Source organism: Pseudomonas sp. PICF141 (assembly GCF_002286815.1).
In the GTDB taxonomy this organism is placed as follows: Bacteria; Pseudomonadota; Gammaproteobacteria; order Pseudomonadales; family Pseudomonadaceae; genus Aquipseudomonas.
This window is the reverse complement of record NZ_MUNM01000028.1, coordinates 52,196-78,865: the sequence shown is the minus strand read 5'-3', so window position 1 is coordinate 78,865 and position 26,670 is coordinate 52,196. Positions and strand designations below refer to the sequence as shown.

The following is a 26,670-nucleotide window of genomic DNA, read 5'->3' as shown; positions in this document are numbered from 1 at the left end:
TAGCTACGTTGTTCATGGCAATGATCTCCGATGAGCCCCCGGTGAAAGCTTAGTGGGCGATCACAGGGGGGGAGGCGGGGGTAGCCATTTCATTAGGTTGAGGGGATTCATTCGGTTTTCCGAACGCGACTTGCCGGTCGATTCGGTAAACCGGATCGCCCGATAGAAAATCCAATGCCATAAATATTTAATAGCCTTATAAATCAATGAGTTGATCTATATCGCCTGGCCTGGCACGAGTCATGCTCTACACTCTTGGACGAATGCCTGCTACGCCAACTCTTTTGGAGTGCTCAGGCGTTCGAAGCACCAAAAAGGGCCGATGAACTGGCTCCATATAAAAACAATGTCGAGGAAAATTTGATGCGCATCGTTCCCCATATCCTGGGCGCAGCCATTGCTGCCGCTCTGATTAGCACTCCAGTTTTCGCCGCCGAACTCACCGGCACACTGAAGAAGATCAAAGAGTCCGGCACCATCACCCTCGGGCATCGTGACGCTTCCATTCCGTTTTCCTACATCGCGGACGCTTCCGGCAAACCGGTTGGCTACTCCCACGATATCCAACTGAAAATCGTCGAAGCGATCAAGAAAGACCTGGACATGCCCAACCTCCAGGTCAAATACAACCTGGTGACCTCGCAAACCCGTATCCCGCTGGTGCAGAACGGCACCGTGGACGTCGAGTGCGGCTCCACCACCAACAACGTCGAACGTCAGCAACAAGTTGACTTCTCCGTCGGCATCTTCGAAATCGGCACCAAGCTGCTGGTCAAGAAAGATTCCCCCTACAAAGACTTCGCCGACCTCAAAGGCAAGAACGTCGTGACCACTGCGGGCACCACGTCCGAGCGCATCCTCAAGTCGATGAACGCCGACAAGCAGATGGGCATGAACGTGATCTCCGCCAAAGACCATGGCGAGTCCTTCCAGATGCTGGAAACCGGCCGTGCCGTGGCGTTCATGATGGACGACGCCTTGCTGGCCGGTGAAATGGCCAAGGCCAAGAAGCCAGCCGACTGGGTTGTGACCGGGACTGCACAGTCCAATGAAATTTACGGTTGCATGGTTCGCAAAGGTGACGCCCCGTTCAAGAAAGCTGTCGACGACGCCATCATCGCGACCTACAAATCCGGCGAGATCAACAAGATCTACGAGAAATGGTTCATGCAGCCAATTCCGCCAAAAGGCCTGAACCTGAACTTCCCGATGAGCGACGAGCTCAAGAACCTGATCGCCAATCCGACCGACAAAGCGGCTGACGAAAAGAAATCCTGATTTCTGACTAACCTTATCCCCTGAGAGAGCCTGTGCCCTTTCAGGGGTTGTCATTCCCTGCTGGCATTTCTGGAAACACTCGAACCGGTGGCTGTCGAGCCGCTCGTGTGTGCCCGACCGTCAAGGTCAGGGCGGGAACGGAGTCCCCAGGCGGGCATTTGTAAATCGATCGAATCCGAGGGGAGACCCTAATGAATTACAACTGGGACTGGGGCGTGTTCTTCAAGTCCACCGGTGTGGGCAGCGAGATTTATTTCGACTGGTACCTCTCCGGTTTGGGCTGGACCATCGCCATCGCCGTCGCGGCCTGGATCATCGCGCTGCTGCTGGGCTCGATTCTGGGCGTCATGCGCACGGTGCCGAATCGCATCGTATCGGGCATCGCGACCTGCTACGTCGAACTCTTCCGTAACGTGCCGCTGCTGGTTCAGCTGTTCATCTGGTACTTCCTGGTGCCCGACCTGCTGCCTGCGGATATCCAGGAGTGGTACAAACAGGATCTCAACCCTACCACCTCGGCGTTCCTCAGCGTCGTCGTGTGCCTGGGCCTGTTCACCACCGCTCGCGTTTGCGAACAAGTGCGCACCGGTATCCAGGCGCTGCCCCGCGGCCAGGAAGCCGCCGCTCGCGCCATGGGTTTCAAGCTGCCGCAGATCTACTGGAACGTGCTGCTGCCCCAGGCTTACCGCATCATCATTCCGCCGCTTACCTCGGAATTTTTGAACGTGTTCAAGAACTCCTCCGTTGCGTCGCTGATAGGCCTGATGGAGCTGCTCGCGCAGACCAAGCAAACCGCCGAGTTCTCCGCCAACCTGTTCGAAGCTTTCACCCTGGCCACGCTGATCTACTTCACGCTGAACATGAGCCTGATGCTGCTGATGCGTTCGGTCGAGAAGAAAGTCGCCGTACCGGGCCTGATTTCCGTAGGGGGTAAATGATGGAATTCGACTTCTCGGGCATCATTCCGTCCCTGCCGGGTTTGTGGAACGGCATGATCATGACCCTCAAGCTGATGGCCCTGGGCGTGATCGGCGGGATCATCCTCGGCACGATCCTGGCGCTGATGCGCCTGTCCCACAACAAACTGCTGTCGAACATCGCCGGCGCCTACGTTAACTACTTCCGCTCGATCCCGTTGCTGCTGGTCATCACCTGGTTCTACCTGGCGGTGCCGTTTGTATTACGCTGGATCACCGGCGAAGACACCCCGATCGGCGCGTTCGCCTCCTGCATCGTGGCCTTCATGATGTTCGAAGCCGCGTATTTCTGTGAAATCGTCCGGGCCGGCGTGCAGTCGATTCCCAAGGGCCAGATGGGCGCTGCCCAGGCGTTGGGCATGGAATACGGCCAGATGATGCGACTGATCATCCTGCCGCAAGCGTTTCGCAAGATGACCCCGCTGCTGCTGCAACAGAGCATCATCCTGTTCCAGGACACCTCGCTGGTGTATGCAGTGGGTCTGGTGGATTTCCTCAATGCCTCGCGTGCCAGTGGCGACATTATCGGCCGCTCCAATGAGTTCCTGATCTTCGCAGGTCTCACGTACTTCATCATCAGCTTTGCCGCCTCGCAGCTGGTCAAGCGTCTGCAAAAAAGGTTTGCCGTATGATCTCTATCAAGAATGTCAACAAGTGGTATGGCGACTTCCAGGTACTGACTGACTGCAGCACCGAGGTCAAAAAAGGCGAAGTGATTGTGGTGTGCGGGCCGTCCGGCTCCGGCAAATCCACCCTGATCAAATGCGTCAACGCCCTGGAACCGTTCCAGAAAGGCGACGTGATCGTCGACGGCACGTCCATCGCCGACCCGAAGACCAACCTGCCGAAATTGCGTTCGCGCGTGGGCATGGTGTTCCAGCATTTCGAACTGTTCCCGCACCTGAGCATCCTCGATAATCTGACCATCGCGCAAATCAAGGTGCTGGGCCGCAGCAAGGAAGAAGCCACCAAGAAAGCCCTGCAATTGCTTGAGCGCGTTGGCCTCTCCGCCCACGCCAAAAAGCACCCGGGCCAACTTTCCGGTGGTCAGCAACAGCGAGTGGCGATTGCCCGTGCGCTGGCGATGGATCCGATCGTCATGCTGTTCGACGAACCGACCTCGGCGCTGGACCCGGAAATGGTCAATGAAGTGCTCGACGTGATGGTGCAACTGGCCCACGAAGGCATGACCATGATGTGCGTGACCCATGAAATGGGCTTTGCGCGCAAAGTGGCCGACCGGGTGATTTTCATGGACCAGGGCAAGATCATCGAAGACTGCAAGAAAGAAGAGTTCTTCGGCGACATCACCGCCCGCTCCGACCGCGCGCAGCATTTCCTCGAGAAGATTCTGCAGCACTAAGAAAGGCACCGCTCCCCAACTGATGGGGGAGCGGACTTGTGTGGGAGTGAACCGCTTTTCGTAGGAGCCAGGCTTGCCGGCGAAAGCGCACTTAAGGACGCCTTCGCCGGCAAGCCTGGCTCCTACGGGATCCGATCGGGTTTGCCCGCTCACCACACACCGCTCCCACAGGGGCTCGTGGGTATATGGATATTTGTGTTGTGGTTGACCCAAGGCATCTGTGATGAAATGCGACTCCACTCTCTATCGCGCCGCGCCGCCATCACTCGCCGTGAAACCCCGTTTGATTCGCCATCTGTTCCTGCCGCCACTGGTCATCGCCCTGATGATCGGATTGGGTTACATCGGCTTCTGGGTCAGTGAACACTACGGAATTCGCAACCTTAGCGAGAATGGCCAGCGTCAGCTGGAACTGCACGCCCGCGCCGTCGAGAGCGAGATCAGCAAGTACACCTACCTGCCCAGCCTGTTGGAACTCGAATCCAGTGTTTCAAAACTGCTGGCCGACACGTCGCCGGAACACCGGCAGACGGTTAACGAATACCTTGAAGGCCTGAACCGGCGCAGCCGCAGTCGGGCCATTTATGTGATGGACACCACCGGTCGCGTACTGGCCACCAGCAACTGGCGCGATGTCGACAGCTATCTGGGTGAAGACCTGTCCTTCCGCGCCTACTTCCAGAATGCCGTGCGCGGTCAGCCGGGTCGTTTCTATGGCATCGGCAGCACCAGTGGCGAACCCGGCTATTACCTGGCGCACGGGCTGGAAGAGCACGGCAAGATCATCGGCGTCGCCGTGGTCAAGGTCCGCCTCGAAGCCATGGAAGAACGCTGGCAGCGTGCGCGCCTGGAAGCTTTCGTCAGCGACGAGAACGGCATCATCATTCTTTCCAGCGATCCGGCGCGGCGGCTTAAATCGGTGGTGCCATTGAGCGAGCAAACCAAGGAAAAACTCGCCCGTAGCCTGCAGTACTACTGGTTTCCGCTCAATGAACTGCAACCGCTGGCGCGGGAGAAACTCGCCGAAGGCGAGGAAAAGCTGACCTTCCCCGCCAACAGCGAATTGATGTCCGAAGAAGAGAACATCAGCTACCTCTCGCAAACCCGGCCGCTGAGCGACACCCCATGGAACTTCACCCTGCTCACGCCCCTGCAGGATTTGCGGCGTGAAGCGATCAATCAGGGGATTCTGGTGGCAGTGGCGTTTGCGCTGGTTGCGTTTCTGCTGATTGCCTGGAACGAGCGGCGCAAAGTGATCGCCACCCGCCTCGCGGCGCGGGAAGCCTTGCAGGAAGCCAATAATCAACTGGAGCGCCGGATTACCGAACGCACCACCGACCTGCGCGCCAGTAACGAACGACTCAAGGGCCAGATCCGTGAACGGCGGCAGGCGGAAGAGACGTTGCGCCGCGCCCAGGATGAACTGGTCCAGGCCGGCAAACTGGCGGCAATCGGCCAGATGTCCACCAGCATCGCCCACGAACTGAACCAGCCGCTGGCCGCCTTGCGGACCTTGTCCGGCAATACCGTGCGCTTTCTGGAACGCGGCCAGCTGGATGTAGCCAGCACCAACCTCAAGACCATCAATGAACTGATCGACCGCATGGGCCGGATCACTGCCAGCCTGCGCTCCTTCGCCCGGCGCGGCGATGACAAGGGCCAGGCCAGCCTCGGCAAAGCCGTGGACGCTGCCCTGCAGTTGCTGGGTAGCCGGGTGGAAAGTGCGCACCTGCAATTGCACCGCGACTTCAAAGACGTACAACTGCAGATAGACCAGACCCGGCTGGAACAGATCCTGGTCAACCTGATCGGCAACGCGCTCGACGCCATGCAGTCGCAGCCCCAGCCGGCGTTGTGGCTGGAGGGCGAGGCGTTCGATGGCAAGTATCGTCTGCGGGTACGCGACAACGGCCACGGCATCGATGCCGAAGCGCGCAAGCATCTGTTCGAACCGTTCTTCACCACCAAACCCGGCGAACAAGGCCTGGGCCTCGGCCTGACGCTTTCCGCCAGCCTGGCCGCCGCCACTGGCGGGCATCTGGGTGTCGAACACCCGGCCAGCGGTGGCACCACTTTCGTTCTCAGTTTACCGTTGGTAAGCCCCACTCCCGCCGAGCCAATATGAACAACGACCTTAGTGTGCTGATCGTCGAAGACGACCCCCATGTCCTGCTCGGTTGCCAGCAGGCGCTGACCCTGGAAGATATTCCCTGCGTGGGCGTCGGCAGCGCCGAAGAAGCGCTGGAACGAGTCGGCGATAACTTCGCCGGCATCGTCATCAGCGACATCCGCCTGCCGGGCATCGACGGCCTGGAACTGCTGACCCGGCTCAAGGCCCGCGATCGCAGCCTGCCGGTGGTGTTGATTACCGGCCACGGCGACATCTCAATGGCCGTCGGCGCGATGCAGAAAGGCGCCTATGACTTCATGGAGAAACCCTTCTCCCCCGAACGCCTGGTGGACGTCGCCCGCCGTGCGCTGGAACAACGCAGCCTGGCGCGGGAAGTGTCGTCGTTACGTCGACAACTGTTCGAGCGCGATTCCCTAGAAGGCCGGATCATCGGGCGCTCGCCGGCCATGCAAAACCTGCGGGAACTGATCGCCAATGTCGCCGACACCTCGGCCAACGTACTGATCGAAGGCGAGACCGGTACCGGTAAAGAGTTGGTTGCGCGCTGCCTGCACGACTTCAGCCGCCGACACACCAAACAGTTTGTCGCACTGAACTGCGGCGGCCTGCCGGAGAACCTGTTCGAAAGTGAAATATTCGGCCACGAGGCCAACGCCTTTACCGGTGCCGGCAAGCGGCGTATCGGCAAGATCGAACACGCCGACGGCGGCACGCTGTTCCTCGATGAAGTGGAAAGCATGCCGCTGCCGTTGCAGATCAAACTGCTACGGGTGTTGCAGGAACGCACCCTCGAACGCCTTGGCTCGAACCAGAGCGTGGCGGTGGATTGCCGGGTGATTGCCGCGACCAAGTCCGATCTGGATCAATCGAGCAAGGCCGGCGAGTTTCGTAGCGACTTGTATTACCGCCTGAACGTGGTGACCCTGGAACTGCCGCCGCTGCGCGAACGCCGCGAAGACATCCTGCAATTGTTCGAACACTTTTTGCAGCAGTCATCCTTGCGCTTCGACCGCGCAGCGCCGGAGCTGGACAACCAGACCCTGTCGAACCTGATGAGCCATGACTGGCCAGGCAACGTGCGCGAATTGCGCAACGTCGCCGAGCGTTTCGCATTGGGCCTGCCGGCCTTCAAAAAATCCGGCACCAATGGCAGCAACCAGGGCCTGGCCTTCGCTGAAGCGGTGGAAGCTTTCGAACGCAACCTGCTCAGCGACGCCTTGCAGCGCAGCGGCGGCAACCTGACCCAGGCCAGCCAGGAACTGGGGATGGCCAAGACCACGCTGTTCGACAAAGTGAAAAAATACGGGTTGAGCCACTGATGGACCTGATGTTCAAAGCGACCCTGGGCGCGGCGGTGGTGGTGATTCTGGCCATGCTGGCCAAGACCAAAAACTATTACATCGCCGGCCTGGTGCCGCTGTTTCCGACCTTTGCGCTGATCGCTCATTACATCGTCGGCAAGGGGCGCTCGCTGGATGATCTGAAAACCACCATCGTGTTTGGCATGTGGTCGATCATTCCGTACTTCGTCTACCTGGCGACCTTGTACGTGATGGTCGACCGGATGCGGCTGGAGGCTTCATTGGCGGTGGCGGCGGTGGCGTGGTTGATGGCGGCGACGGTGTTGGTCAGCGTGTGGGTTCGCCTTTACGGCTGAGCAAGCTACCAGTGGGGTCGCCCCTGATGCCAGTCAGTTAAGCCATAACTCGATCTGTAGCAGCCTGCCGAAGGCTGCGTTCGGCTGCGCAGCAGTCGTGAATCCGGTTAACGCGGTCTGTCTGACGTATCGCAATATCTGATTTTACGACTGCTGCGCAGCCGAACGCAGCCTCGCCGGGGCTCGACAGCTGCTACAAAGAATGCGTCGAGGCTGCCCCCTGTTACTGCCCGTAAACCTTCTGCAACTGCGCTGGTGTCAACGCTTCTTCAAACGGCACCGGCACTGACTTCACCGCTCCGTAAAGGTTGCGATAACGCCAATAGTTGCCGTTGTTGGCCAGTTGATAACCACGCTCGACCACTCGCTGGCCATCAAGCACATAACGCAAGGTTTCCTGGGCGGCCGCTGGTGGTGCCGGCTGCATCAGGTCGGTGGACAACACGCGCATCGATTCGTCGATACACTCATCGAGCACCGCCGTGACCTTCGCCAGATCGAGGCTGCCATCGTCGATGCATTGCTTGCCACAGCGCCGAATCGGCTGGCTGACCACCTCGATCCGCATGCGATACAACGCCGAGCCGGCAATGTCCTGGACTTGCACCTGATTGACCAGCACGAAACTGCCGCGATCAGGGGTAAGCATCAGTTTGGGCTCTATCACCAGGCGCGCGGTAACCTGCCCTTCTCCCTGTTTGAACCCGGCCACTTGCGACGCCTGTTGATAGCGCTTTTGCAGACGCTCCTGCAACGGAACGCCTGCAAGCAAGTCGGCCATCGGTCGCGCCTCCTTGAGCGCGGTTTTTTCCGCATCGCGCTGCAAGCTGCCGCTGCCCATTTGGGTGTTGATCAGGCTGGCGACCAACAAGCCGGCAAGCCCGGCAGTGTTGCCCGAACTCGCCACCAGATTATGGCTTGACGACGCAGCCTTCAAAGCCGCCTGGGAGTCGATCACGGTGCTGGCCCCCACAAAGGATGGCGGCAACTGCACATCGACCTTAAGCCCGTGGGCCTGGACGTAGGGCAAGGCGCTCTGATCCTTGAAGCCGGCCTCGGGGGCCGGCTTTTGTGCACACCCCGTCAGCATCAACAGGGCCAGCGCACCGGCTGCGATGGGCAGACGCTTCATTGCGCGAACGGGGTAATCATTTGCTGACGGCTATTGTCCACAGCCTGATAGAACGCGTTGGACAGGTTGGTATAGGTCGGCTCGTCCCATTCGCCCTGGGCGGCTTGCGTAGCGACAAAGGGTTTGAACCACAGCAGTTTGTTGTCTGCCAGATCGATCACCATGCCCTGCCCGCCCACCTGCGCCATCGGCACGCTGGTCGGCACGACACTGTAGTAGCTGCGGGTAGCGCCGGTGGCATAGACATTCACCAGCAGCAGACGATCGACGCCATAGGCGGCCTTGACCGGGGTCATGTCCCGCGTCATGTAGCCTTCGCGGAAACTGGTTTCCTTATACATCTTCAGGTCGAACGGCTCGTCGATCCGCTTGGCTTTGTAACCCTTGGCCTGCAGCTTGGCGACAAGGACATCGGGCAAGGTGTTGAGGTCGCCCACTTGCCATTTTTCGACGTTGTCACTGAGCTTGTTGTTAACGCCTTTGTTGATGGCGTAATCGAGAATCCCCTGATTGCCGGTCAATGCCAGTACCGGTTCCGGCACCACGGTGATCGCCACGCCGATAGTCGACTCCTTGGCATCCCAGAATTGGTGGTCCAGCGGTACTGGAGGTTGTACGTGAGCACAGCCTGTGAGGGCCAGGCAGGCGAGCAATGTCAGTGCTGCCCAAGTGCGCAGAGCGTGAAGAGTCATGGATCAAGTCCCTATGATTATTAACGATGTTGCCTATGTCGGCAGCGTCGGCAAAAAACGTAGTGGCACATTGATATATTTTTCGATTCAGCGGCTAAACGATGCGGTACCTGCAGCCGCTTCCACAGGTTTTGAAGTGTCCGGGAGGCGCACAACGGCCCCCCTTCAAGTCTAAACATACAAGCGAGCCTGCTCGCGATAGCGGTCTGTCTGCTACATCAATACTGACCGGTCCGCCATCATCGCGAGCAGACATTGGATTTGGGTGTTAGAGAAGATTGTGTTCGGCCACTGGATCGATTTGAGCCCAGTGTGAGGTGTCTTCGCGGTGGGCCTGTAAATACGGCAACACCGCCGCCAGCAACGGTGCCTTGAACGCCTCCTGGAAACGATGGGCCAGCCCAGGAATCAGCTTCAACTGACTGCCGCGAATGTGCGCCGCCAAATGCACGCCATGCATCACCGGCAACAACGGATCGGCGGTGCCGTGAACCACCAGCGTCGGCACCCGCAATTGATTGAGCAGCGCCACACGGCTCCGTTCAGCGAGGATCGCCATGATCTGGCGCTTCACGCCTTCCGGGTTGAATGCCCGGTCATAAGACTGCGCTGCCTGCTGCAACAACGCCTGCCGGTCATCGCTCACCGCCGGGCTACCCAACGCCGCCAGCAAATCGGCCTGTTGCTCCAGCGCCACTTCGCGATTCGGCGCACCACGTCGCGCGAGTAACTGCACCAGCGCCGCACTCGGCGCCGGCAAACCTTCGGCTCCCGAGCTGGTCATCAGCAAGGTAAGGCTCTCGATACGCTGCGGTGCCATGGCCGCCATATGCTGGGCAATCATCCCGCCCATGCTTGCGCCCAGCACGTGGAATTGCTCGACGCGCAAGGCATCCATCAGCCCAAACGCATCATCTGCCATGTCGGTCAGGGTGTACGGCGCCGATACCGGCAAGCCGAGTTTGTAGCGCAGCACTTCGAGCGTCAGGTTGGCATCGACCGGCGTCTGCCGCCAAGTGGAGAGACCCACATCGCGGTTGTCATAGCGGATCACCCGAAAACCCTGCTGACACAACGCAACCACCACCTCGTCCGGCCAGTGAATCAACTGCCCGCCCAGGCCCATCACCAGCAACAACGCAGGGTCCGAGGCACGGCCAATGCTCTGGTAGGCCAGGCTCACCTGTTCCAGATCGACCCGCTCGGTCGGAACATCGACATCGCACCGCGAAGCCGCCAGGGACGGCAAGCTGAACAATAAAGCGGCCAGAAAAGTGGCCGCCGATAACAAAAAAGCACGCATGAAAAACACCGAAACGCAGAACTCCAGTAGAGCGCGAGTCTGATGAAGTTTGTTCAAGCGCGCTGCCACAGTTACGTGACAGTTTGATGAAGATTGCTGAATGGTCGTACCAGCCGGCGACAGCTACCGTCGGTCAGAAAAGGGCCTCACCCTGTTAGTTCTGACAGTAGCAATAATTCATCCTCTGGAATTCAATCGATCGGCGCGTGCCGAACGTTGATTGCGGGCTCGCGGTTAATTCAGACCTCGGAGCGTCCCATGAACACGATTGCAAATGTGCCATCCCTATTTGAAGACTCATCTTTTAATCATACGGATTACAACGACCCTCATACATTCGATGGCCAAGTCGATGTGCGCCCTCCTCAACCGGATTCGGGGACCATATTCGGCGTTCTTGCGCTGTTTGCCTTGCGATTTCCGTTTTCAGTCCCCTCCAAAAATGATGCCGTCATCGGCATCAACTACAAAACTGTCTATGATGACCCTCGTGGAGCATTGATAAAAATCCTCTTTTATACCAATCGAACTCCAGAAGATGTCATTACCATATGGTTCACTGGCATCGATGCCGTGCACACCATTGAAGTCCCTAAAGACATCAACGACGACGATGATGTAGAAACCTATATTCCAGCCATTTACTTTAAGCAAGCAGCCCAGTTCTCTTCAGATGGAAATATAGAGATTTGGTACTTCGTCAAACGTAAAAGCGATAACACTTCAGAGAAATCAACAGTACTGACCGCACGCATTAAAGTCGACCTGCCGGGCGGCAAAGACCCCGACCCTGACACGCCACATCACCAAGCCTTACTCGCACCAAAACTTCCAGAACAACTGGAAAAAGAAGGTGCTGTTACAGAATCCTGGATCAAAGCAGGTGTAACGGTGTCTGTACCGCACTATTTATTTATGACGCTGGGGGATGTCATTCAGATCTTATGGGGGACGGCGACCGTCTCTTATACTGTAAGAGCGCTTATACAGCCTGGAGAGTTCATTGAAATCCTGATACCGGGTGAGAAGATCCTTGAATCTGGAGAGACCTATCTGGCAAAAATCCGATACTGGATAACCGATGAACTGCAAAACGATTCAAGTGACTTTTCGGAATTCAAGGAGTTTCCCGTCAGGGCCGGCGAAACTCGGTTACGAGCCCCGTTGGTAAAAGGTGTCGACAGCCAGGATCGACTTTTTCTGGATAAAATCGCTCCAAATCCCGGCATCATTCAGGTGCTGGCATTGGACTCTCCATTTATACCTGGAGATGCCGTCATTGTGACATTGAGTGTCTCTACTCAAGATGGCGACAGGGTGCTTTTTGTAAAAGAGCAGATTGTAAGCGGCCCATCAATCATGGAGTTCGAAGTACCTTACGAAACCCTGCGGGAGATACCTCCCGGGCCGGTTAAGGTAAGGTATGACTTAAAGAAACCTGATCAGACCCTGATTCCGTCGAATCACTACTTGTTCATTCTGGTGGCCAAGGCCATTTTACTGACCAAGCCTTTGGTCATAGAAGCCAAACGCGGTTATGTTTCACACTTGCTCCCCCGAGCCATTGTCGAAGTCGCTCCTTATCTGGACATGCGCGTCAATCAAAAAATAACGATCTACTGGTTTGTTACCCGATTCAATGGGCAAACCCACCTCTATGAAGCTTACCGCCCCGTGACCAAAGGATTGGTAAACCGCCCGGTTCCTTTCAATATCAGCGGACCAGAGCACATCAATCGATTCAACACGTCAAAACTGGAAGTATGGTTCAAGGTAACCGAGCCGGATGGCATGACTGAACGTCATTCCTACCGTGAACGCTTATATATCGGGGATGTACAACCTTATTACCCACCCCCTTCATTTCACCCCAGTTACGGCCCGGTTCTGGAAGATGGGATTCTTTTAATCGAAAAAATCAGTGTGTTTATCGACGCCTTTATCGAAGCATTGAAAGATCTAAAGCTACGTGAAACATTGTTTTTTCGATGGGAGAACGAAAATGGCGAACCCATTTTCGAGGAAGTACTTGAAATAGTCCCAGCCAACATTAATCACGACTTTCTTTTTCTGCTGGAAGAACAACTATTTAAGGAGCAACTGGATCGCTATGCCCACATCTTCTATTGGATAGAAGATCCGGACGGCTGGCCAAGGGCATCGCAAGCGCTGGTATTTCGCATTGGTGAGATCATCCCCAAAATCGAAAGCCTGAAAGATAGTAAAGGCGAAATTCTGGAAGGAACGTTCGACAACAGAGTTGATTTGAAGGGTAGTGCCAGGCCGAACCGCTCAGTCAACGTTTACGACCGAGGCGTACTGAAAGCGCCCATTACGGCAGACGGTGATGGCATCTGTACCTATGTTATGGAAAATCTGAGTGCGGGGTTGCATAGCATTGTTCTGGAAGGCGACTACGGAAACAATCCAAGGTCCGATGCCCGGGATTTCAATGTATTGGTGGCACAGATGCCGCAGATCACCTCAATCAAAACGCCCCAGGGCAACGCGGTTCCTCACAACCAAAGTACCATCGCCAGAACGCTGACGTTATCCGGTAGCGCCAACGCCAACCAGCAGGTGGAAGTCTGGCAGGGCAATGTTTCGAAAGGCCCTGTTCCGGTCGACGCAAGTGAAAACTGGAGTCTGGTTGTGAGTAATTTGACTTACGCCCTTCATCATTTCACCGCCAAAGCGCTTTACGGAACCGGGCTGACATCTCCCACCAGGACTGTCCGTGTCGTAGAAGCCCTCACCCCTGTCATCACATCCATCGTGGATATCAGAGATCGCCCGATCGGTCGCGGTACCGGTACTTATAGCCGAACGGTCAAAATGACCGGTACCGCCACCGCCAATCAACAGGTACACATACTCCTCAATTCCGTGGTGAAACAGACTATTGCGGTTGGGGCAAACGGCATCTGGAGCACTTCCTTGCCAGGGCTGACTGTCGGCACTTACAGCATTGTTGTCAGACCGGCCTATGGTGGCCAGGATTCGGCTTCATGGGGCTTTAGCGTGCTGCAATGGCTCACCGACGATGTGACCACATTCGATCACTGGAATGGCTGGGTTGCGGGTCCGGCAGCGGCCCGCGGCGATTTGACCCTGCGATATGAACAGGGTAACTGGCGACTCAATAACTACACCTACTCCCAAAACTCCGCCGGGGTGGTGATGCAAAAAACCTTCCACAACCTGGAAGTGAATGGACTTTATCGCTTCTATGTAGCATTGGTTCGTTATGACGGTCGTTATGCCTATCCCATTCTGTCGCTGATGGTCGACGGAGTAGCGATAACCTCCCCCATCCATATCACAAGCAAAACCTGGACAACCCTCTGGGGGGATTTCCACGCCAGGGCTTCGCAGATGACGTTACAAATTTACAGCCACCTGAGTACCGGTAATGGCAACGATTGGGAGGGTGATAATTTCCGGCTCGTTCATCTTTGAGAAGTCAATCAGCGGAATTAACAACCCGCCCGCTTTCATCCGAGGGGCGGGTGCGTTGTTTTAGGGGCAAAGCACAGCAACGAGAAATGCCTTTCGATACCGATAACTATGTACCACCACCCCCCTTCACAACTGACCTCTAATGGCCGCGACGCCGGAACAAACCGGCCCTCTTGTCCTCTGGAGACCAGTCGCCATGCCCGACGCCCCCAAGCCCACATTGACCGATTTCGGCCTTTCCTGCCCGCTCGCACCCAACCCGGATCAGAGCCTGCTCCTGACCGCCTTGCAACGCTGGCGCGGTTGTCGCCAGCAATGGCTCGAACTGATGGCCCAAGTCCCGAAGGCTCGCACCTCGATCAGCCAATTGCTCAAAGAACACCAGGAGCTTGACGGCAACCGGGTCGGTTTCGGTTTCTTTGCCACCGCTAACCGACCTGAACACTTTGTCAGCCTGACCCACGCCTGCGCCTTTATGCTGCAACAGCCCGCGATCGACGCTTCACTCAACACGCGGTGCGTGGTGATCGGGCTTGAAAAAGAACACCGCCTTTACGGCAAATCTCCCGCTCAATTGCTCGAACAGCTCAAAAATCTCAACCCGGCGCGCTTGCTCAATCATGCCTTGGAGCGTTGGTGGAATGCCCGAGCGCCCGGTACGGCAATATCGCGCCGAGCGTTGGCTATCCAGCTGTATCGTCAGCACTTCGAAGCCTCAAGCCTGGTGGTCCATGCCCAGCGCATGTTGACGGCCGAACAGATGAACCCCTTGCTGGCGCTGATCGATGCCTTCAGCGCCAGCGTGACTGCCGACGTTCCGTCGATGGCTATCCATCAGCTGGCGCTCAGGTCCACTGACGATCGGCGAGTCGAGTTGCCCGGGGCTTTGCTCATCAGTACCGAGCAACCGGCCGCGCAGTGGCTGTACCTGCCAGACCAGCAACCGGCCTGGAAGCACTTCCAGCACCGTCATGAGGTGGAAAACTGGCTGATCGCACACCCGCCAGAGAAGGTCGAAATGTCCCGATTCGGCAGCATCAGCCTCGAATACACCCGCATCGGAGCCACGCCACTGGAGGTGGCTGCCGAGCAGTTGATTGCGCACGTATCGGTCGCCTGGATGGACAGCATTCGTCAGGGCAATGGCAGTGATATCAGCGAGCATGGCGCCACGGCGCTGGACGCCGCCGACCGGCTGGATCAGCAATACGCTGTTTTTGCCGAGCCTGCAGAACAGCCGGTAGTCATCAACCCCGAAGAGCCAGGCATCGATAGCATTGCGCAGTTCGGTTTGCTCAATCCCGATATCGCGCTGGACATTCGCCAGCGTGCCGTGGCGTACCACTGCGCAGCCCTTGAAACCTTGCTTGGCACAGAGTCCGCAGGCGATCTGGATGACCCACGCCTGCAGAACCTGAAACAACTGCTCGACGTCCTGACAGCCGCCGAACAGGCCAGCCACACCGCCGCGTCGGCATTACTGAACGCCCGCGACGTGCTGAAGATGCTGGAACTGCGTCATACCCCGAATCCACATTACCGCGCACTGTATCAGGCACGGCTGACAGGGTTGCGCGTCGAGTCCGAGATTCAACTGACCCTGAACCAGATCAGTCGTGAAGAGCACCAGATGCTCAAGGCTGTTCTGGATGCGCCCGTCCGGGTGGATCGCAAGGCCGAGGTGGCGGTCGCACGGCTGACGCTGTCGACCTCTGAAGGCGATGACGGCAGCCCTCAAACCGAGGAACTGGAAGGCCTGCTGCTGATCGCGCATCCATCGGTGCTGGACGGTACCGAGTCGCACAGCCTGTTGCTTTATTGGCCCGGCCGATTCGGTGGCTTGCAGCGTTTTGCTTCACGACGTGCACTGGAACAAACGCTGTTCAAACGGAGTGCCACCGACGACGTATTGACCTTGCAGTTGAGCGAGCTGACCGGCGACCCATTCCAATACACACTGCAGGATCAGCTCTACCGTTGCGAACAGCAGGTTGTTCAACTGATTGCCGACAACCCTGTGCCATCCCATGCCAGGCAGCGAGCAGCGGCGCTGGAAGCACTACGCGAACGCACCCTCGCCCGCCTGACAGTGCCGATACCCGCCGCCCGGGAATTGGCCTTCGCGCAACTCATCGAGCAAAACCACAGCAGTGCCCTGGCGCGAGCGCTGCCGCAGTGGCTCGACACGCTGTCTGATGCTCGGCGTTTGCAGCTCAAGCGTCTGTTCAAAACCTGCATTGCGGCCATGAAGCAATCCCATGAACTGCTCGAAAGGGACCTGCCGTCACGGGATGATTTCAGCAAAAAACGCATCGACGCCCGCCTGCGCCAGGACTTTTCCCTTACGCAAGGCTTTGTGGTGATGATCGATCTGCCCGACTCGACGCAATGGCAGAAGGTCGTGATCGAAGGTGCCGCAGCGGGAACACCTCAAGAGAATGTACTGATCGCCAGCAAAACCCGCAGCAAACTGTCCCTTGTCGAACTGGCGCAATCGAACATCGATCAGCCCCTGTGGTGGCGACTGTCGTTCATGCAGGTCGAAGTCACCGCGGATACCGAGCCAGATCGCACAGCGCTGAACACCGGCATCACCCCGCCTTACCTGCGCGAACTGGTGACCGAGCTGGATCTGGCCGGCCACTATGAGACACAGATCCGCCAGGCGTTTCTTGGCGCTCCCGGCGCCTCGGCCTTCGACCTTGAATATCGCCGTGAACGCCTGAGCGAACCCTGGCGCCTGATGCTCAAACTGCAAGGTGAGTTTGCCTTGTTGCAACGGCAGATCGATGCCCATGGACAACACGTGTTGAACATCGCCATCGACGCCAATACCCGGCAAGCCTTTGCAGCCCAGGGCAAGCGCATCGTGCTATTGCCGGCGCATCTCACCGTGGGCGGCGAGGATACGCCGCAGCAAGGCCCGAGCACTTTGTCTGGTATCACTTTCATCGAGGAACAGGTCAGCGGCCTGACACTGCTCTATTTACCGGACTGCCCTGACGGAATCTACCTGCGCCAGTACGACAGCCTTGAGCAGGCACGCCAAGGCCTGTTCAACCTGTGCCTGCACACCGGCATGATCAACTATCTGGCCGGACGCGCGTTGGCGGGAGATTTCGCCTTTCATGTCAGCCGAATCAATCAGGCCCTGCTGCGCAACTTCACTGCGCTGATCGGCGTCGGCATCCCATGGCCGGCCACCACATCCCTGGCCGCGCACTTGCTCAATGTGCATATGGGGCGCTTGCTGGAAGCCCATCGAAGCACCTCCCGCTCCAACGATGCGTTGTATCTGGAGCGCTGTGCATTGCAGTCCGGCGCGATGTTCAATTACCTGAAAATGGCCTTGGGCATGGTGCCTTTCGTGGGTTCGGCAGTCGCGCTGTATGACGCCTGGGACAGCGCCAACCTGGCACTCGCCGCCTTCCTGCGGGGCGATGTCGGTCACGGCCTGGCCGACGTTGAATCGGTGTTGCTGTCATTGATCGACGCGGCCATGGATCTTCTTCCTGGCACCGCTGCGACACCCGGTGCAGCCCGTGCCGTCGCCCGCCGTCGCCAGTTGCGAACGCTGGCCGGGAAAGCCGGGGCCATGCGAGTGCCCTCGCGGCGACAGGCCCGTAGCGTCCTCGATTACTTCAAAGGTTATGAATACGAACACGAGATTTCTCTGGCGGGCCTGCAACCGGCCACACACGGGATCTATCGCAATGTCTACCGGCATGCTGACGGCGACTTCATGATCAGCCAGGGTCGCATCTACCGGATCGAATTGAGCGATGCGCCGCGTGGCTGGCGCTTGTACGGCACCTGGGCACGCGCCTACAAACAACCGATCGCCCTTGACGAGGCCGGCCACTGGAACACCCACTATGCCGTACACGGTACCTTGATGGAGGGCGGTGGCGCGGGTGGCGGTGCGGTGCTCGGGCTTCTGGCCGACGGCATGGACCCGCTCTGGCCCGCCGCCATCCGTCACAGGCTGCCCCGCTGGTGGACTGATCGTCACTTGCGCCGCCAACTGACCCTGACCAACACCGCCGACGCCTATACCCGACGCCTGGACACTCAAACCCGCAGCACCAACGTTGCCCTGGAACGCTATTACGCCAGCGCCCCGGCCCAGCGCCCTCCCCTGCGATCGTCTCTGGAAAGCGCCTGCCTGACCGATATCGAGATCGCCCGGAACAGCTATCAGAACCTGGTGGACCTGTTGCCTTTGAGCCATGGCAGAAAACGCACGCAGATCGAGGACTTGCAAAGCCGCAGTGCCTGGGTGGTGGTCGACCGCACGGTACACCGAATCCAGTTCGGCAAAGAACGCCTGGTGGAACACCTTGACCGGATCGATGAACTCCTTACCCGTTCAGACACCACGCCCATCAACGACACCCGCGCCCACTTGCGCCTGATGGAGCAACGCAAGAACACGCGCAAAGCCTTCCTTCAGGAATTCGATCAGGCTTATGCCGCCATGGAGCAGGTCAATCTCTGGAACCGTCGAATCACCCAGCGGGAGCATAAAGCCAGAATGGCGGCTGACGTGGCGACCGTGAACAAAACGTTAAGCGAGAGCAATTACCGTTACCTGAAAACGGCTCACCTCCTTGAAATTATCAGTCGTGTCGATGCCGTCGATGACACCACCTGGCTTTATTTCCACGCGCAACTGAAACAGGCCCGCACCCAAGTGGGGCGCGCACTCTTTACCCAGCACAATCTGCCGCAAGTGCGTGCCAGCCTGGCCCAGCGGAATCGGGTATTCGACGACTGCCTGGCAACCTACACCGATTTCCGTCGCAACCTGAACGCCTGGACACTGGGTTACCCGCAACATCTGGATCTGGAGCAGGTGGCGCCGTTTCTGGAGAACCTGGCGAAGGTCGAAGAGCTCGCGCGAAACGCTCTACGCAACCGCACGGCTATCACGCCAACGGAGGGCACAACCGGCAAGAAGCTCTTTGAAACCGAAGACAGTCGACTGCTGGTCGGCGTCGAGCACACCGATGCCGCCACTCGGCAAAAGCGCTTCACGATCGAGGGCGTCGACGGTCGCACGGAAACCTGGTTACCGCGCTCCAGTGGCAAATACCACCTCAGTGAACCTGCCGCGTCGTCGCAAACGCCGCTGGCCTCGGATGTTCAGCCGTTGCTGGCCGAAGCCAGAAAAAGACTCGCGGCGGTGCCCACTTATAAAAACAGAGTCGAGGGTTATGCCCGGCAAGACATGCTGCCAGTGGACCTGGAACACATGATGAGCATCGAAGCCAGCGAGTTATCGATGCGCGCCCAAGCCATCGAACGCCTCTCGCCCCATGATCCATTGGTACGGCAATTGTCCGACCAGGTTCGGGACCTTACGCGAGCCGGACGCACCCTGCGAATCGAGCAGTCCATGAACGGCAAAACCCCGACCGAGGGTTATCTGGATTACCTGCTGGAACAACGGGTAATAGACATCCGCAAGGAAGGCGGACTGCGGGATCTGGGCAAGCGCCCGGACGGTCAACGGGACTTTCTGCAGGAATATGAAGTTCGCGATTTGACCCGCCAGCCGCCGCAACCCCTGTGGTATGCGCACTTTCATTACCCCTCGGCGAAGTCGCCGTTCAACGACTTCGTCAAAGGTCATCTGAAATTGCCTGAACAGCGCAACCTGGGCCTGCAATGGCAACAGGCGCAAGCCAGCAGCGGCGCTGCGGTGGAGCCAATCTGGCGGGGCGACATCGGTAAACCGCTGGCGCTCAAACATTTTTCACGGCTATGAAGAATGACAACGGAGCGTGGGAGGCGCGCTCCGTTGCCAGTCAATTAGCGGGCAGGTCGGGCCAATTGACTGCGCAACTGCCGCGCCGCTGCAACCATATTCACCAACGCCGCTTCCGTCTCCGGCCAGGCCCGGGTTTTCAAACCGCAATCGGGGTTGACCCACAAGCGCTCGGCCGGAATGCGCTTAACGGCTTTGCTCATCAACTTGACCATCTCGGCCGTGTCCGGCACTCGGGGTGAATGAATATCGTAGACGCCCGGGCCGATGTCGTTCGGGTAGTCGAACGCTTCGAAGGCTTCCAGCAACTCCATGTCCGAGCGCGAGGTTTCGATGGTGATCACATCAGCGTCCATGGCCGCGATGGACTGGATTACGTCGTTGAATTCGCTGTAGCACATGTGGGTATGGATCTGGGTTTCGTCACGCACGCCCGATGCACTCAGGCGGAAGGCTTGCACCGCCCAGTCGAGGTATTCCTGCCATTGCGCCCGGCGCAGTGGCAGCCCTTCCCGGAACGCGGCTTCGTCGATCTGCACGATCCTGATGCCGGCGTTTTCCAGGTCCACCACTTCATCGCGCAAGGCCAGAGCCAGTTGATGTGCCTGAATTTTGCGCGAGACGTCTTCGCGCGGGAACGACCACATCAGCATGGTCACGGGCCCTGTGAGCATGCCTTTCATGACTTTGTCAGTCAGGCTCTGGGCGTAGGTGATCCAGTCGACGGTCATTGGCTTTGGACGGCTCAGATCGCCGTAGATGATCGCCGGTTTGACGCAGCGCGAGCCATAGCTCTGGACCCAGCCGAACCGAGTGAACAAGTAGCCGTCCAGTTGTTCGGCAAAGTACTCGACCATGTCGTTGCGCTCGGCTTCACCGTGCACCAGCACGTCCAGGCCCAAACGTTCCTGGATTTGCACGGCATGGCGAATTTCGTGGTGCATGGCATCGGTGTAATCATTGGCCGACAGCTTGCCTTGCTTGAAGGCCTGGCGTGCCAGACGGATCGAAGCGGTTTGTGGGAACGAGCCAATGGTGGTGGTCGGAAACGCCGGCAATTTCAACCGCGCCTGTTGTTGTGCAATGCGTTGGGCAAACGGTGAATGACGTTGACTGTCCGCGGCGCTGATGGCATTGATTCGGGCCTGAACGTCCGCTTTATGGATACGTGGAGACTCGGCGCGGCTGGTCGTAATGGCGCGGCTTTCGGCCAGGGCGGCTTGCACCTTCGGCGCTTTCGGGTCGTTGAGGGCATCACGCAGCACGGCAATTTCGCCGCACTTCTGCACGGCAAATGCCAGCCAGCTTTTCAATTCAGGATCGAGTTTGTCTTCACGGTCCAGGTCCACGGGGCTGTGCAGCAGCGAGCAGGAACTGCTGACCCACAAGTTATCGCCAAAGCGTTCCTGGGCTGAGTGCAATTGCGCCAACGCTTGCTCGAGTTCGCAGCGCCAGACGTTGCGACCATTAACCAGCCCCACCGAAAGAATTTTGTAAGTCGGCAGACGATCCAGCACTTGGCCAAGTTGGTCCGGCGCGCGCACGGCGTCGATGTGCAAGCCTTGCACAGGCAGGCCGACAGCAAGCCCGAGATTGTCTTCCAGGCCACTGAAGTAGGTCGCCACGAGTTTTTTCAGCGGCGAATATTGAAGGATGTGGTAGGCGCGTTCGAAGGCGTTTTTCCAGGCCTGTGGCAGGTCGAGGGTAAGGATCGGTTCGTCGATCTGCACCCACTCCACGCCTTGGGCCGCGAGGCGACCGAGAATTTCGCCGTAGATCGGCAACAGGCGCTCAAGCAAGTCGAGCTTGTCGAAGTCATTGCCTTTGGCCTTGCCCAGCCACAAGTAAGTCAACGGGCCGATGATCACCGGTTTGACGTTGTGGCCCAGGGCTTTGGCTTCGTCGACTTCGTCGAACAGTTGTTCCCAGCTCAGTTTGAACTGTTGATCAGCGGTGAATTCCGGGACCAGGTAGTGATAGTTGGTGTCGAACCACTTGGTCAGTTCCTGAGCGTATTGCGCCTTGTCATGTTCACCGCCACAACAGGCCGCAGTAGCCCCACGGGCCATGGAGAACAGGGTGTCGAGGGTTGGCAGGCCACGCTTATTCTTGGCACTGTCAAAACGCTCCGGGATCACGCCGAAGGTTAGTGAGTGAGTCAGCACGTGGTCGTACCAGGCGAAGTCGCCCACGGGCAGCAAGTCGATGCCAGCGTCCTTCTGCAATTGCCAATGGGTGGCGCGCAATTGGCGGCCGACGCTTTTCAGTGCGTCCTGGTCAAGATCGCCCTTCCAGTAGGATTCGAGGGCTTTTTTCAATTCGCGGTCGGCGCCGATACGCGGGAAACCAAGTGTGTGGGCCAAGGCCATGGTGAGAGTTCTCTCTATAAAGGACGCTATAAAACAGGGTGCTATTGTCGACAGCCCACCCAACATGAGACAAACTCAACCTTTTCGTGTTGATCACAAGTTTTCCTCATGGAGCCCCCGGTGCTTGAAATCCGTCACCTGAAAACCCTGCACGCCTTGCGCGAAGCCGACAGCCTGGTGGATGCGGCCGACCGCCTGCACCTGACCCAGTCGGCGTTGTCTCATCAGTTCAAGGAGCTGGAAGAGCGCATGGGCATGCCGTTGTTCGTGCGCAAGACCAAACCGGTGCGCTTCACCAGTGCCGGCTTGCGCCTGCTGCAACTGGCCGACGCCACCCTGCCCCTCCTGCGTGGCGCCGAGCGCGACATTGCGCGGCTGGCCGGCGGCACGGCGGGGCGTTTGCACATGGCGATCGAGTGCCACAGTTGCTTTCAGTGGCTGATGCCCACCATCGACCAGTTCCGCGACGCCTGGCCGGAAGTCGAGCTGGACCTGGCCTCGGGTTTTTCCTTCGCCCCGCTGCCGGCGCTGGCCCGAGGCGACCTGGACCTGGTGGTGACCTCCGACCCGCTGGAACTGGTCGGGATCACCTACGTGCCGTTGTTCACCTACGAAGCCATGCTCGCAGTGGCTAACCAGCATCGTCTGGCGAGCAAGCCGTACATCGTGCCGGAAGATCTGCTGACGGAAACCTTGATCACCTACCCGGTGGAGCGCGATCGGCTGGACATCTTCACCCGCTTCCTGGAGCCGGCCGACATCGAACCGGCCCAGGTGCGCACCTCGGAACTGACGGTGATGATGATGCAACTGGTGGCCAGCGGTCGCGGCGTGTGCGGCATGCCCCATTGGGCGCTGCATGAATACAGTTCACGGGGTTACGTGAAGGCCAAGCGATTGAGGGAGAAAGGTCTGTTCGCGACGCTCTACGCCGGGATTCGCGCCGACATGCTGGATGCACCCTACATGCGCGACTTTTTGCTGACGGCCAAGGACACGTCGTTTTCGACGCTGGATGGGGTGAGTGCTGTCCGATAGAGCGACCTATCTCCTGTAGGAGCGAGGCTTGCCCGCGAAAGCGGTGCGTCAGCCCACAGCAATGTTGAATGTGAAACCGTCTTCGCGGGCAAGCCTCGCTCCTACAAGGGATAGGGGTGGTTTCAGAGCTCACGCCACAGGCTTGGCGTCCCCGAGCCTAGTGAAGAACCTGTGGCGAGGGGGCTTGCCCCCGTTCGGCTGCGCAGCAGTCGTAAAAACGGTGAATGCGCTGTGTCTGAACACAGGCGATTGCAGGTTTTGAGGTCGCTTCGCAACCCAACGGGGGCAAGCCCCCTCGCCACAACAACCCTTATGCCAAAGATTCAGCGGTGAGCTCTCGCCACATATGGATCTTGTCGAAGTAGTCTTCGCCAACCCGCACCGCCAATGGTTCCAGGCCGAACTGCACGAAGCCACATCGCTGATACAGCTTGAAAGCGGCTTCATTGCCGGCGGTGACGGTCAGCTGGATCAGCTTCAGGCCCTGGTGAGCCCGGGCTTCAGCCAACGCGGCCTGAACCAATTGATAACCGAGCCCGCGCTGCTGAGCCTTGCCGGTCACGTACAGGCCGAACAGCGTCGCCTTGTGCCGGGCCTTTTCCCGCGGCTCGAAGGCCAGCCCGACGATGCCCGCCAGCTTTCCCTCCTCGAACGCCCCGAATACCCGGTCCAGCTTGCCGGTCAGCCGCGACTCCCACCAACTCAACGGCATCACCGCGCGCTCGCGCACGCTGGAAGTGAATGCCAGGGGATGCAAATCGTAGGCTTCGAGCATCAGCGCCCGGTAATCCAGGGCATGGCTGGCATCAAGCCGTTGAATCCACATATCAGGCCACTCGCCGCTGCTCGAGCATCAAGCGCACCGCCAGCCCGGACAGCACCAACCCCATGAAGTAACGCTGCATCGCCAGCCAGTTCGGGTTGTTGACGAACCAAGAGGCGATACCTGCGGCGAACAGCGCGATCAGCAAGTTGACGCTGAAGCTCACGCTGATCTGGGTCAGGCCGAGGATGATGCTCTGAGTGAATACCGAACCGTGTTCAGGGGTAATGAACTGCGGAAACACCGACAGGTAAAACACCGCGATCTTCGGGTTCAGCGCGCTGGTGAGAAAGCCCATGGTGATCAGCTTGCGGGACGAGTCCGCGGGCAACCGCTGCGCCTCGAACGGTGAACGCGCACCGGGCTTGACCGCCTGCCAGGCCAGCCACAACAGGTACAACGCGCCAGCCCATTTCAATACTTCATAGGCCATCGGCACTGCCACGAATACCGCGGTCAAACCCGCGGCGGCCGCGAACAGGTGCACCAAAAACCCGGCAACCACGCCGAGCAACGAAGTCACGCCAGCCTTGCGCCCCTGGCAAATGGAACGAGAGATCAGGTAGATCATGTTCGGCCCGGGCGTGAGCACCATCAACAGCGCGGCGGCAGCAAAAATCAGTAAGTCTTGAAGCGGGATCATGGGCGCTCTCCGTCCTTGGATGATCAGGCAGTTTCGATCAGTGAGGCTCGATAAAACGGCAGGATGAGGTCCCGTGTCAATGGCGCCAGCATGACATCACCGTCGGTGGCCGGATCAATCCAGCGCACCTCTTCGATTTCCGCCGCCGGGGAAACGTGCGAGTCGATGCTCAATTGAAAGAGTTCGGCTTGTACGACAAACCCCGGCTCATTGGCCGCCGGTGCCGAGAATTGCCCCAGGTAGGCGGCGTGCGCCGGATCGATGACCAGTCCCAGTTCCTCTTCCAGTTCACGGGCGAGGGCATGGACCGGTTGCTCATGGGCCTCGATCTTGCCTCCCGGCTGCATGAACGCCTGGGTGCCGCGCTTGCGCACCAGCAGGGTGCGACCGTCGGGGCCGATCAGCAGAGCAGCGGCAATGTGGATGAGGCGGGGCGAAGCGGCGGATGGAAGCGTCATGGATCAGGATTGGCCTTGGGTAAAAGACGCAAGGATCACATGAGCACTGGTCCTGTGGCGAGGGGGCTTGTCGGAACGCCGCATCGCCCCGTTTGAGTGCGTAGCACTCACAAGATCTGTGGTGTATCAGATATTTTGGGGCTGCTTTGCAACCCAACGGGGGCAAGCCCCCTCGCCACAGGGCTCCCACAGGGAATCAGTGCTAAGTCTGGAAAACTCAACTCGTCTCGAGTAGCGCGCCCTCCACTTCCTCCGGTACTTTCACGAAAATGCTGTACCTGGCCCCTTCCATCGCCTCGAAAGCAATCAGCTTTTCCACCAGCGGCCCGTTCAACACCTTGCCGGCGTTGAGTAGCAGCATGCCGTTGTCGGCATTGAGATTGCGCGCCAGGATCATGCCCGCCGCCAGATCCCGGGTGGTCAGCACCTTGACCGTCGGATCGGCCAGCGTCACGTCACTCAGATAAGTGGCGCAAACCTGAATGAAATCCTCCACCAGCTCCGGGTCATAGAGGCGACCGGCGTACTGGCGGATATACACCAGGGCTTCATCGCTGTTCATCTGCCGTTCAAGGATCAGGCCGCGCTGCAACTCGATGAAATCCACCGCCAGTTTCAGCAACCGCGAACCGAACGGAATCGCTTCGCCCTTGAGCCGATCCGGAAAGCCGCTGCCGTCCCAACGCTCCTGATGATGCAGGATCAGCCGCGCGGCATCCTTCATCGGATCGAGCGTCATCAGCAGCGACTCACTCTGCTTCGGATAACCCCGATAGCGCTCGCGGTCATTGTGATGCAGCAGGTCCGAGGGCGTGCTCATCATGCTGTCGGTCCAGCTCAATTTACCGATGTTGTAGAGCGCCGCCGCCATGGTCAGGTCCCGACGGGTGCCTTCGTCCAGGCCATGCAGTTTGCAGTACACCCGCACCAGTTCGATGATTTGCCGGTTGGTCTGTTTGGCAGGCGGCAGGCGCAGGTTGGCCAGCAACGAAAACACCTCGGTGCCAGTGACATAACTGCGTTTGAGCTCTTCATAGGCCAGGTCCAGCATGTCGGCGGTCTGCTGCAGTTCGGCAGTACGGGCCGCGACGTGTTTTTCCAGGGTGGTGTTGAGCCGCTTCAGTTTCTCGTTCTGGTCCCACGTCTGCTGCACCAGTCGCAAACGCTCACGCTCGGAATACTGGTAGGCAAGTGATTGTCGCAAGGTCAGCAGCATTTCCTCATCGTGCCAGGGTTTGCTGATGTAACGATGAATCTGCCCTTCATTGATAGCCTTGATAATGGCCGACGGATCGGCATAACCCGTCAGCATGATCCGGATGGTGTCTGGGTAGCGCTGGTGGATATGGGCCAGCAGCGTGGCGCCGTCCATATTGGGCATGCGCGCGTCACTCATCACCAGATCGATCGGCTGCCGCGCCATGATCTCCAGCGCCTGGGCACCGCTGGTGGCCAGCAGCACCTCGTAAGACTGACCGCGCAACAGACGGCGCAGGCTGTTGAGAATCGACTCCTCGTCGTCGACCAGCAGTAATCTGGGCTTGTCGGTCACCGTCGTGGGCAGTTGCTCTTCCATG

18 protein-coding genes are annotated in these 26,670 nt (G+C 58.5%); 10 read left to right on the top strand and 8 right to left on the bottom strand.

Translation table 11 applies throughout. The annotated features are described in order from the left end of the window. Positions 1 to 363: 363 nt before the first annotated feature. The 7 genes from BZL43_RS05615 (at position 364) to BZL43_RS05585 (ending at position 7,406) form a co-directional block, all read left to right on the top strand. Entirely contained in the window at positions 364 to 1,278 is a 915-nt protein-coding gene (locus BZL43_RS05615) for a glutamate/aspartate ABC transporter substrate-binding protein (RefSeq protein ID WP_095631390.1), read from the top strand. 191 nt (positions 1,279 to 1,469) lie between these two features. Further along, positions 1,470 to 2,216 (top strand): amino acid ABC transporter permease, encoded by a 747-nt coding sequence (locus tag BZL43_RS05610; protein ID WP_008069477.1) that lies wholly within the window; start codon positions 1,470 to 1,472, stop codon positions 2,214 to 2,216. Next, positions 2,216 to 2,887 (top strand): amino acid ABC transporter permease, encoded by a 672-nt coding sequence (locus BZL43_RS05605; RefSeq protein ID WP_095631389.1) that lies wholly within the window; start codon positions 2,216 to 2,218, stop codon positions 2,885 to 2,887. The genes BZL43_RS05610 and BZL43_RS05605 overlap by 1 nt, the downstream gene beginning before the upstream one ends. Then, a complete protein-coding gene (locus BZL43_RS05600) occupies positions 2,884 to 3,618 on the top strand; it encodes an amino acid ABC transporter ATP-binding protein (RefSeq protein WP_095631388.1) in 735 nt (244 codons plus the stop codon). The genes BZL43_RS05605 and BZL43_RS05600 overlap by 4 nt, the downstream gene beginning before the upstream one ends. A gap of 223 nt (positions 3,619 to 3,841) precedes the next feature. Then, a complete protein-coding gene (locus BZL43_RS05595) occupies positions 3,842 to 5,743 on the top strand; it encodes a sensor histidine kinase (RefSeq protein ID WP_095631387.1) in 1,902 nt (633 codons plus the stop codon). Further along, entirely contained in the window at positions 5,740 to 7,068 is a 1,329-nt protein-coding gene (locus tag BZL43_RS05590; RefSeq protein ID WP_095631386.1) for a sigma-54 dependent transcriptional regulator, read from the top strand. The genes BZL43_RS05595 and BZL43_RS05590 overlap by 4 nt, the downstream gene beginning before the upstream one ends. Before the next feature lie 8 nt (positions 7,069 to 7,076). Beyond that, positions 7,077 to 7,406: a GlpM family protein gene (locus BZL43_RS05585; protein WP_168185066.1), complete on the top strand. Its 330-nt coding sequence runs from the start codon at positions 7,077 to 7,079 to the stop codon at positions 7,404 to 7,406. A gap of 223 nt (positions 7,407 to 7,629) precedes the next feature. On the opposite strand, the gene BZL43_RS05580 is transcribed toward BZL43_RS05585, so the two are convergent. The 3 genes from BZL43_RS05580 to BZL43_RS05570 all read right to left on the bottom strand — a co-directional run bounded on the left by BZL43_RS05580 (position 7,630) and on the right by BZL43_RS05570 (position 10,533). Further along, positions 7,630 to 8,538 (bottom strand): hypothetical protein, encoded by a 909-nt coding sequence (locus tag BZL43_RS05580; RefSeq protein ID WP_095631384.1) that lies wholly within the window; start codon positions 8,536 to 8,538, stop codon positions 7,630 to 7,632. Beyond that, positions 8,535 to 9,230, bottom strand: a complete 696-nt coding sequence (locus BZL43_RS05575) for a hypothetical protein (RefSeq protein ID WP_095631383.1) — start codon at positions 9,228 to 9,230, stop codon at positions 8,535 to 8,537. Before BZL43_RS05575 ends, BZL43_RS05580 begins: the two co-directional genes overlap by 4 nt. 268 nt (positions 9,231 to 9,498) lie before the next feature. Then, a complete protein-coding gene (locus BZL43_RS05570) occupies positions 9,499 to 10,533 on the bottom strand; it encodes an alpha/beta fold hydrolase (protein WP_095631393.1) in 1,035 nt (344 codons plus the stop codon). Between the two features lie 258 nt (positions 10,534 to 10,791). On the opposite strand from BZL43_RS05570, the gene BZL43_RS05565 reads away from it, so the two are divergent. Then, positions 10,792 to 13,992 (top strand): Ig-like domain repeat protein, encoded by a 3,201-nt coding sequence (locus tag BZL43_RS05565; RefSeq protein WP_095631382.1) that lies wholly within the window; start codon positions 10,792 to 10,794, stop codon positions 13,990 to 13,992. Between the two features lie 196 nt (positions 13,993 to 14,188). Continuing rightward, positions 14,189 to 19,762 carry a dermonecrotic toxin domain-containing protein gene (locus BZL43_RS05560; protein WP_095631381.1) on the top strand — a complete coding sequence of 1,858 codons (5,574 nt, stop codon included), beginning with the start codon at positions 14,189 to 14,191 and terminating at the stop codon, positions 19,760 to 19,762. 44 nt (positions 19,763 to 19,806) lie between these two features. On the opposite strand, the gene metE is transcribed toward BZL43_RS05560, so the two are convergent. Further along, positions 19,807 to 22,131 (bottom strand): 5-methyltetrahydropteroyltriglutamate--homocysteine S-methyltransferase, encoded by a 2,325-nt coding sequence (gene metE, locus BZL43_RS05555; protein WP_095631380.1) that lies wholly within the window; start codon positions 22,129 to 22,131, stop codon positions 19,807 to 19,809. Between the two features lie 120 nt (positions 22,132 to 22,251). Here metE and metR point away from each other — a divergent pair, with 120 nt between their 5' ends. Then, complete coding sequence (metR, locus tag BZL43_RS05550; protein WP_095631379.1) at positions 22,252 to 23,169, top strand: transcriptional regulator MetR; 918 nt, start codon at positions 22,252 to 22,254, stop codon at positions 23,167 to 23,169. Between the two features lie 310 nt (positions 23,170 to 23,479). Here the strand turns inward: metR and BZL43_RS05540 are convergent, their stop codons facing one another. From BZL43_RS05540 to BZL43_RS05525, 4 genes are all read right to left on the bottom strand, one after another. After that, a complete protein-coding gene (locus BZL43_RS05540; RefSeq protein ID WP_095631378.1) occupies positions 23,480 to 23,995 on the bottom strand; it encodes a GNAT family N-acetyltransferase in 516 nt (171 codons plus the stop codon). A gap of 1 nt (position 23,996) precedes the next feature. Continuing rightward, positions 23,997 to 24,635 carry a LysE family translocator gene (locus tag BZL43_RS05535; protein ID WP_095631377.1) on the bottom strand — a complete coding sequence of 213 codons (639 nt, stop codon included), beginning with the start codon at positions 24,633 to 24,635 and terminating at the stop codon, positions 23,997 to 23,999. Positions 24,636 to 24,658: 23 nt separating this feature from the next. Beyond that, the gene (locus BZL43_RS05530; RefSeq protein ID WP_095631376.1) at positions 24,659 to 25,093 is read right to left on the bottom strand and encodes an NUDIX domain-containing protein; all 435 of its coding nucleotides are present in this window, start codon (positions 25,091 to 25,093) and stop codon (positions 24,659 to 24,661) included. A 217-nt stretch (positions 25,094 to 25,310) separates the two neighbouring features. Beyond that, a complete protein-coding gene (locus BZL43_RS05525; protein WP_095631375.1) occupies positions 25,311 to 26,669 on the bottom strand; it encodes an HD domain-containing phosphohydrolase in 1,359 nt (452 codons plus the stop codon). Position 26,670 lies beyond the last annotated feature (1 nt).

Bases quoted from the DNA above. Each gene is read 5' to 3' on its own strand.
- BZL43_RS05600 (WP_095631388.1), top strand. From the start codon at position 2,884: ATGATCTCTATCAAGAATGTCAACAAGTGGTATGGCGACTTCCAGGTA.
- BZL43_RS05540 (WP_095631378.1), bottom strand. From the start codon at position 23,995: ATGTGGATTCAACGGCTTGATGCCAGCCATGCCCTGGATTACCGGGCG.
- BZL43_RS05565 (WP_095631382.1), top strand. From the start codon at position 10,792: ATGAACACGATTGCAAATGTGCCATCCCTATTTGAAGACTCATCTTTT.
- BZL43_RS05575 (WP_095631383.1), bottom strand. From the start codon at position 9,230: ATGACTCTTCACGCTCTGCGCACTTGGGCAGCACTGACATTGCTCGCC.
- BZL43_RS05530 (WP_095631376.1), bottom strand. From the start codon at position 25,093: ATGACGCTTCCATCCGCCGCTTCGCCCCGCCTCATCCACATTGCCGCT.
- BZL43_RS05610 (WP_008069477.1), top strand. From the start codon at position 1,470: ATGAATTACAACTGGGACTGGGGCGTGTTCTTCAAGTCCACCGGTGTG.
- metE (WP_095631380.1), bottom strand. From the start codon at position 22,131: ATGGCCTTGGCCCACACACTTGGTTTCCCGCGTATCGGCGCCGACCGC.
- BZL43_RS05605 (WP_095631389.1), top strand. From the start codon at position 2,216: ATGGAATTCGACTTCTCGGGCATCATTCCGTCCCTGCCGGGTTTGTGG.
- BZL43_RS05590 (WP_095631386.1), top strand. From the start codon at position 5,740: ATGAACAACGACCTTAGTGTGCTGATCGTCGAAGACGACCCCCATGTC.
- BZL43_RS05615 (WP_095631390.1), top strand. From the start codon at position 364: ATGCGCATCGTTCCCCATATCCTGGGCGCAGCCATTGCTGCCGCTCTG.
- BZL43_RS05560 (WP_095631381.1), top strand. From the start codon at position 14,189: ATGCCCGACGCCCCCAAGCCCACATTGACCGATTTCGGCCTTTCCTGC.
- BZL43_RS05525 (WP_095631375.1), bottom strand. From the start codon at position 26,669: ATGGAAGAGCAACTGCCCACGACGGTGACCGACAAGCCCAGATTACTG.
- BZL43_RS05595 (WP_095631387.1), top strand. From the start codon at position 3,842: ATGAAATGCGACTCCACTCTCTATCGCGCCGCGCCGCCATCACTCGCC.
- BZL43_RS05535 (WP_095631377.1), bottom strand. From the start codon at position 24,635: ATGATCCCGCTTCAAGACTTACTGATTTTTGCTGCCGCCGCGCTGTTG.
- BZL43_RS05585 (WP_168185066.1), top strand. From the start codon at position 7,077: ATGTTCAAAGCGACCCTGGGCGCGGCGGTGGTGGTGATTCTGGCCATG.
- BZL43_RS05570 (WP_095631393.1), bottom strand. From the start codon at position 10,533: ATGCGTGCTTTTTTGTTATCGGCGGCCACTTTTCTGGCCGCTTTATTG.
- BZL43_RS05580 (WP_095631384.1), bottom strand. From the start codon at position 8,538: ATGAAGCGTCTGCCCATCGCAGCCGGTGCGCTGGCCCTGTTGATGCTG.